Here is a 1,392-nt window from a genome sequence, read left to right as displayed (position 1 = left end):
CATGGGGGACTTGGACTCTGTAGCAGTGCTCAGGGGAAGGCCGGCGCCAGCGCCGGGCCACGTGCAACCGTGTCACTTTCCCCGCCGCCGTCAGGGTGGGCGCGCGCCGGGGAAACCCCTGCATTGTCGCGTTTTCAGCCGCGCGGGGCAAAGCCGTGCCATACGCGGCGGTACTGCACGCCGGCAACGCTGTGATCCATCCACGCATGGCGTGGGTCTGCGGAAACATCGCCGCGCGAGGAACGGCCAGGTGTCTGCACCCGTAGATCCACGCCATGCGTGGATGAGGCCTTCCCGCAACACCACCAACAAAAAAGGACGCAGCCTCGCGGCTGCGTCCATCGTGAGTCCAACCGGGAGAGAGTCGGCGGGACTTACTTGACCTCAAACTCCTGCGGCGTTCCGGCCGCCTTACCATCAACCATGACTTCGGCGCGGTACTTGCCGGCCGGCCAGCCATTGGCATTCTTGAAGGTGATGTTGGTGGTCTCTGCACCGCTGGTGTTCAGGGTTGCGTTCTGCTCACCGGCCACCTGGCCATCCTGGAAGGTCAGCTTGGCGCCGACGGTGACATTGTTGGCCGCGCCATCGGTCTTCACCGAGACGATGACATCGTCCTTCGGCGCGAACAGGGCGGCCGTGGTGACCGACTTGTCAGCTGCGGCGGTCTTGCCGACAGTGACCGCCGATACCGCTACGGCCGATGCAGCCATCGGCGGCGGCGCGCCGGTCATCGGCGCGGGCGCCTCGGCCGGCGTGGTTGCCGCCGGAGCTGCGTTGTTGTCTGCGGTTTCTTCCTTCTTCTTGCAGCCCACCAGGGCGACGCTGCCCAGCAACGCGGCCAGCAGGGCATTCTGAAGCGGGGTCGTCTTGATCATTCGGGGTTCCTCCAAGGATTGTTCGGACGGCGATTGGATCGCCGGTATTACTTCGGCGGCAGTTTCAGGGTCTGGCCCGGGAAGATCTTGTCCGGGTCGTCGAGCACATCGCGGTTGGCTTCGAAGATCTTCTTCCAGGCGTTGGCATCGCCCAGGTGCTGCTTGGCGATCTTCGACAGCGAATCACCCTTCTGCACGGTGTAGGTGCCACCGCTGACCACCTCGGCGGTACTGTCCACCGAAGCACTGACGCCGGAAAAGTCCGCCTTGGGGACCTGCTGGGCGGTACTGTCGACGCTGCCACTGACGCCGGAGAAATCGGCTTTCTTCTCGGTACTCATCCACACACTCCCGTCTGTATGACTACATGGCTGGCACGGTGTCATAGAGGTTGTTAAATGGGGATGGTGCCGATGTGAAGCCGCCCCCCGGGGCGGCTGAACAATCGGGGCCCAACCGGTAGCGCCGGGCCATGCCGGGCGGCTCCGTATGGGGCCGCTGCGCTCGCCGGGCA

The 1,392-nt window shown here is 64.7% G+C and carries 2 protein-coding genes; both read right to left on the bottom strand.

Going from position 1 to position 1,392, the window contains the following annotated elements; all coding sequences use genetic code 11:
* Positions 1 to 374: 374 nt before the first annotated feature.
* Entirely contained in the window at positions 375 to 878 is a 504-nt protein-coding gene (locus AC1VAN_RS21855) for a hypothetical protein (protein ID WP_025878596.1), read from the bottom strand.
* A gap of 47 nt (positions 879 to 925) precedes the next feature.
* Positions 926 to 1,219 carry a LysM peptidoglycan-binding domain-containing protein gene (locus AC1VAN_RS21850; protein ID WP_025878595.1) on the bottom strand — a complete coding sequence of 98 codons (294 nt, stop codon included), beginning with the start codon at positions 1,217 to 1,219 and terminating at the stop codon, positions 926 to 928.
* Positions 1,220 to 1,392: the final 173 nt, after the last annotated feature.

This window comes from Stenotrophomonas sp. 05L44_2, assembly GCF_056665995.1.
The sequence above is the reverse complement of the archived record's forward strand: the minus strand, read 5'-3'. Positions and strand labels throughout refer to the sequence as shown.

Coding starts and splice junctions, on each gene's coding strand:
- AC1VAN_RS21850 (WP_025878595.1), bottom strand. CDS start 1,219: ATGAGTACCGAGAAGAAAGCCGATTTCTCCGGCGTCAGTGGCAGCGTC.
- AC1VAN_RS21855 (WP_025878596.1), bottom strand. CDS start 878: ATGATCAAGACGACCCCGCTTCAGAATGCCCTGCTGGCCGCGTTGCTG.